3 protein-coding genes are annotated in these 5,217 nt (G+C 61.2%); 2 read left to right on the top strand and 1 reads right to left on the bottom strand.

The features are described 5' to 3' along the window. Nucleotides 1-261: 261 nt before the first annotated feature. Together WAO69_RS00290 and WAO69_RS00285 are read left to right on the top strand one after the other, a co-directional pair. Nucleotides 262-2,679: a GcvT family protein gene (locus WAO69_RS00290; protein WP_422175549.1), complete on the top strand. Its 2,418-nt coding sequence runs from the start codon at nt 262-264 to the stop codon at nt 2,677-2,679. A gap of 92 nt (nt 2,680-2,771) precedes the next feature. After that, entirely contained in the window at nt 2,772-3,386 is a 615-nt protein-coding gene (locus WAO69_RS00285; protein ID WP_422175547.1) for a nucleotidyltransferase family protein, read from the top strand. Nucleotides 3,387-3,466: 80 nt separating this feature from the next. Here WAO69_RS00285 and WAO69_RS00280 read toward each other — a convergent pair. Then, on the bottom strand, nt 3,467-5,217 hold a 1,751-nt coding region (locus WAO69_RS00280; protein ID WP_422175545.1), incomplete at its 5' end, for a Hint domain-containing protein.

The following is a 5,217-nucleotide window of genomic DNA, read 5'->3' as shown; positions in this document are numbered from 1 at the left end:
CAAAGATGATCAGCGCATATCTGAACCGCCGCGCACCGGGTGAAGCGCCTTCATAAAGCTGCGTGAGTCTGTCTTTGAGTCTCTGTGCCATCCTTGGCTGATCAAGGACGAGAATACGCGCCCTGACAAGAGCACAAACGCCGTGTCCGGCGCAGCGATTCCAGGATGACATACCACCAAACGTCAGAATATGTCGTTTTCAAGCCAGTCAGTTTCGCCGCTTTTGGCAAAGCTGCGCACAACATCAAATCGGAGAGTCGCATGAAAACCACCACCCGCGTTGTCGTCATTGGCGGAGGCGTCGTCGGATGTTCCGTGCTCTATCACCTGACCAAGCTGGGTTGGTCGGACGTGATGCTGATCGAACGCTCGGATCTGACCTCGGGGTCGACCTGGCATGCGGCGGGCGGGTTTCATACGCTGAATGGCGACACCAACATGGCGGCACTTCAGGGCTATACCATTCGGCTTTACAAGGAGCTTGAAGAGATCACGGGCATGTCCTGTGGGCTGCACCATGTCGGGGGTGTCACGCTGGCCGACAACAAGGATCGGTTCGACATGCTGGTGGCCGAGCGCGCCAAGCACCGCTTCATGGGGCTGGAGACCGAGATCGTCGGACCCGAAGAGATCCGCGCGCTGGCCCCTGTGACCAATATCGATGGGATTATCGGCGCGCTCTGGGATCCGCTGGACGGGCATCTGGACCCATCGGGCACAACCCATGCCTATGCCAAGGCCGCGCGCATGGGCGGGGCGACGATCGAGACCCATTGCATGGTGCGCGAAACCAACCAGCGTGCGGATGGCACATGGGATGTGGTCACCGACAAGGGCACGGTGCATGCCGAACATGTGGTGAATGCCGGTGGTCTCTGGGCGCGCGAAGTGGGCGCGATGGCGGGCATCTATTTCCCGCTGCATCCCATGGAGCATCAGTACATCGTCACCGAAGAGGTGCCGCTGATCGTGCAGATGATGGCCGAGGGCAAGGAACATCCCCATGTGATGGACCCGGCGGGAGAAAGCTATCTGCGTCAGGAAGGGCGTGGCCTGTGCATCGGGTTTTATGAACAACCCTGCCGCCCCTGGGCGGTGGACGGAACCAGCTGGTCCTTTGGTCAGGATCTTCTGGCGGATGATTTCGACAAGATCGAGGACAGCATCACCTTTGCCTACAAGCGCTTTCCCGATCTGGAACGCGCCGGTGTGAAAAACGTCATTCACGGCCCCTTCACCTTTGCGCCGGATGGCAACCCTCTGGTGGGCCCCGTCCCCGGCGTGCGCAATTACTGGTCGGCCTGCGGTGTGATGGCGGGCTTTTCGCAAGGCGGCGGCGTGGGGTTGATGCTGGCGCAATGGATGATCGAGGGCGAGACCGAGCGCGACACGATGGCCATGGATGTGGCGCGGTTTGGCGACTGGATCAGCCCAGGCTATACCCTGCCCAAGGTGATCGAAAATTATCAGCGCCGCTTTTCGGTCTCGTATCCAAACGAGGAACTGCCCGCCGCGCGACCCAATCGCACGACGCCGATGTATGAGATTTTCTCGGATATGGGCGCGGTCTGGGGTCAGCAGTTCGGTTTGGAAGTCGTGAACTATTTTGCCCAAGGCGATGAGCCGACGTATGAAACCCCTTCGTTCCGGCGCTCGGATGCGTTTGGGGCCACGGGGCGCGAAGTGCGCGGCGTGCGCGAGGGCGTGGGCATCAACGAGGTGCATAACTTTGGCAAATACCTGATCAAGGGTCCGAAGGCGCGCGCCTGGCTGGACCGGATCATGGCCGGCCGTGTGCCTCAGCAAGGGCGGTTGTCTCTGACGCCGATGCTGTCACCCAAGGGCAAGCTGATCGGTGATTTCACCGTGTCCTGCCTGAGCGAGGAAGAGTTTCAGCTGACCGCGTCCTACGGGTCGCAAGCCTTTCACATGCGCTGGTTCCTGCAACATGCAGAAGATGGCGTAAGCATCGAGAATATAAGTGATAAGCGGAACGGATTTCAGATTGCCGGGCCGAAATCGCGCGAGGTTCTAGCCGCCTGCACGCGCGCCGATATCAGTGACATGCGCTTTATGGATGTGCGCCGGATCACCGTGGGCCAGACCGACTGCATCGTGCAGCGGGTCAGCTATACCGCCGATCTGGGCTATGAAATCTATTGTGATCCGATGGCGCAGCGCCAGCTTTGGTGGACGTTGTGGGCCGCAGGCCAGCCCCATGGAATGGTACCCTTCGGCATGCGCGCGATGATGTCGCTGAGGCTGGACAAGTTCTTCGGTTCGTGGCTGTCGGAGTTTTCGCCCGATTACACCGCCGCCGAGACCGGCTTGGATCGCTTCATTTCCTTCAAGAAGAACAGCGATTTCATCGGGCGCGCGGCGGCTGAAGCGGATCGCGTGCAAGGTCCGACGCGCAAGCTCTGTGCGTTCGAGGTCGATGCGGATGATGCCGACGTGAACGCCTATGAGCCGATCTGGCTGGATGGCGCGGTTGTGGGGTTCTGCACTTCGGGGGGCTATTCGCACTGGGCGGGCAAGTCGATCGCACAAGGCTTCCTGCCGGTTGAGCGGATTGCCGAGGGTCTGGAGGTCGAGATCGAAATCCTCGGCTCGATGCGCAAGGCGCGGGTCATCACCACGCCTTTGTTCGACGCGGACGGGGCGCGGATGCGCGGGTGAAGCGCCAGCGTTCAGGAGCGGCTCAGGCTGACCTTTCGCATGCTGGTCCCAGCCGCTAGGCTTGGGGCTCAGGCAAGCGAAGGATAAAACAGGTGCGCCATGACATCCCGATCATCGTTCTGGCGGCTGGTCAGTCGTCGCGCATGGGCGGGGTGGACAAGCTTTTGGAACAGGTGGACGGCATGCCGCTGATCCTGCGGCAGGTGCGGCTGGCGCGCAGGAGCAGCGATGCAGAGGTGATCGTCGCGCTGCCGCCGGCCCCCCATGCGCGCCATGATGTGCTGGCGGATGAACCGGTCATGCGGGTCGAAGTGGCCGAGGCGACCGAGGGCATAAATGCCTCGCTCAGAACTGCGATTGGTGCTGTGCCCGACAGGGCTGAAGCGGTCATGGTTGTTCTGGCGGATCTGCCGGACCTGACAGAGGGTGACATCAAATCTGTCCTTGATGCCGTTGATATCACGTCCAAAACCCTGATCTGGCGTGGCGCGACGCAGGATGGAAAGCCGGGGCATCCCGTTGTTTTTCGCAAGGCGCTGTTTCCGGCAATCGCCGCCCTGCGCGGAGATGGCGGTGCCAAGGAGCTGATGGCGCTGGCCGGTTCAGAGGTCGCGCTGATCGCTTTGCCGGATGGGCGCGCGCGTGCGGATCTGGACACGCCCGAAGACTGGGCCATATGGCGGCGACAAAACCCCCGACGCGCATAAAAAAAATACGGGGCAGTTCCCTGCCCCGCTTTTCAGAATTCCGCAACGAACAGCCCCCCAATCGCGCGGAGGCTGCATTCTTAGTTTACGACGAGGAAGGCCTCGTGACGCTTCAGCGACCGGCGCGCGGCCTGATAGGCATTGACGCCTTCCGCCGTGCTCAGTTCAGGGAACAGTTCGAAAATCTCCTGACGCTGGGCATCGCCGATCCCGGCCAGCGAATGATCGCCCGGCTGGAAGCTTTCGGTCCATGCACCATCCGACAGAACAACCTCGTGCTGATCGAACATGAAGTGGATATAGGTCACGCTTGACGCTTCGACGATATCGACCCCGTCCAGACCGGTCAGGTGCTTGGCCGCGACCAGGACTTCGCTTTCATCGAAGTAAAGCGCTGTCTTGTCGTTGGCCACCAGAACGCGGTGGTTCGGAGAGACCATCATGTCACGTTCGGGCAGACCGTTGCCCAATGCACCCTGACGGATCAGCACGGGCTGCATGTGGCTGGCCTGCGCCATTTCGGCACCTGTCAGCGTGCGTGCACCGATCCAGCGGATCTCCTGGATGCCGTTGTCGCGGGTGATGATCTTGTCACCGACTTCAAGCGTTTCGACCAGGCGTTCCCCACGTGGCGTGGCAATCCTGGTGCCAGGCGTGAAGCAGGGAATGACCTCTTCAATGTTGACGAAGTCAAGCGTCCCGGTAATCGTGCCGTCGGCGTCACGATATGTCACCGTACCGTTCTCGGGGTTGAACTCGTCCAGCTGGACATTGAGCGTTCCGCCCGGGTTCGAATTCAGCGCCGAGCCGCGCAGATCGAGCGTGTCGAAATCGTCATCAGGAGACGAGGTGAACCCCTCGCCGCCGTCGACAATATCACCCTGGTTGACGTTGACAAAGGTGTCACGGTCATCCCCGCCGGACATGTTGTCCTGATCGATACCGCCGTCGATGGTGTCGTTGCCGGCCCCACCCGAGATGGTGTCATTGTCGTCTTCACCGAAGATGAGGTCGTTGCCGGCACCGCCTTCGATCACGTCCAGGCCGTTGTCAGGGCGCGGATCTGCAAGGGCACCGGGCAGGTCGTCGCGAATGTTGGTGGCATCCGGGAAGCCAGGTCCAAGGCCGCCGTAGATGGTATCGTCACCCTCGTTGCCGAGGATCGTGTCCGAACCTTCTCCACCGAGAATGAAGTCGTCGCCTTCATTCCCTTCGATCAGGTCAGCGTCCAGACCGCCGTTGATGCTGTCATCGCCGGTGCCGCCAAAGATCACATCGGCGTCGTCACCGGTGTTGATCGTGTCGTCGCCCGCGCCGCCAAAGACGGTGTCTAGATCATCGTCCGGGATCGGATCGGCCGGAACCGCAGGCAAACCGTTATAGGATGGAAAGCCCAGGTCAGGCAGACCGGAAAGCAGATCGGCATCCGTGTTGATCAGGTCATCGCCGTCGCCACCGTCAACAAGGTCACGGCCTTCACCGGCTTCGATGGTATCATCGCCACCGCCAGCCAGGATGATGTCATCATCCGAGCCAACGCGCGGGAAGATCGCGTCACCTGCATCCACAAAATCGCCATTCGGATCGCCGGTATACGCGTCGTCGATCAGGTTACCCGTGTCGTCACCGGTTACGATGCCGTCAGGACCGGGGCCAGGAGGCGGAGCTGGGGGAACGACAGGAGGAACCACAGGAGGAGGACCTTCTGGGGGAACCACAGGAGGAGGACCTTCTGGCGGACCGGGAGGCGGACCGGCAGGCGGGCCTTGTGGCGGGCCGGCAGGCGGGCCGCTTACCTTGTCATCATAGACAGCCACATAGTCGATCTGGC

The organism is Aestuariivita sp., assembly GCF_049276915.1.
Classification (GTDB): domain Bacteria; phylum Pseudomonadota; class Alphaproteobacteria; order Rhodobacterales; family Rhodobacteraceae; genus Aestuariivita.
This window is presented reverse-complemented; position numbering and strand designations above follow the sequence as displayed.

Bases quoted from the DNA above. Each gene is read 5' to 3' on its own strand.
- WAO69_RS00290 (WP_422175549.1), top strand. From the start codon at position 262: ATGAAAACCACCACCCGCGTTGTCGTCATTGGCGGAGGCGTCGTCGGA.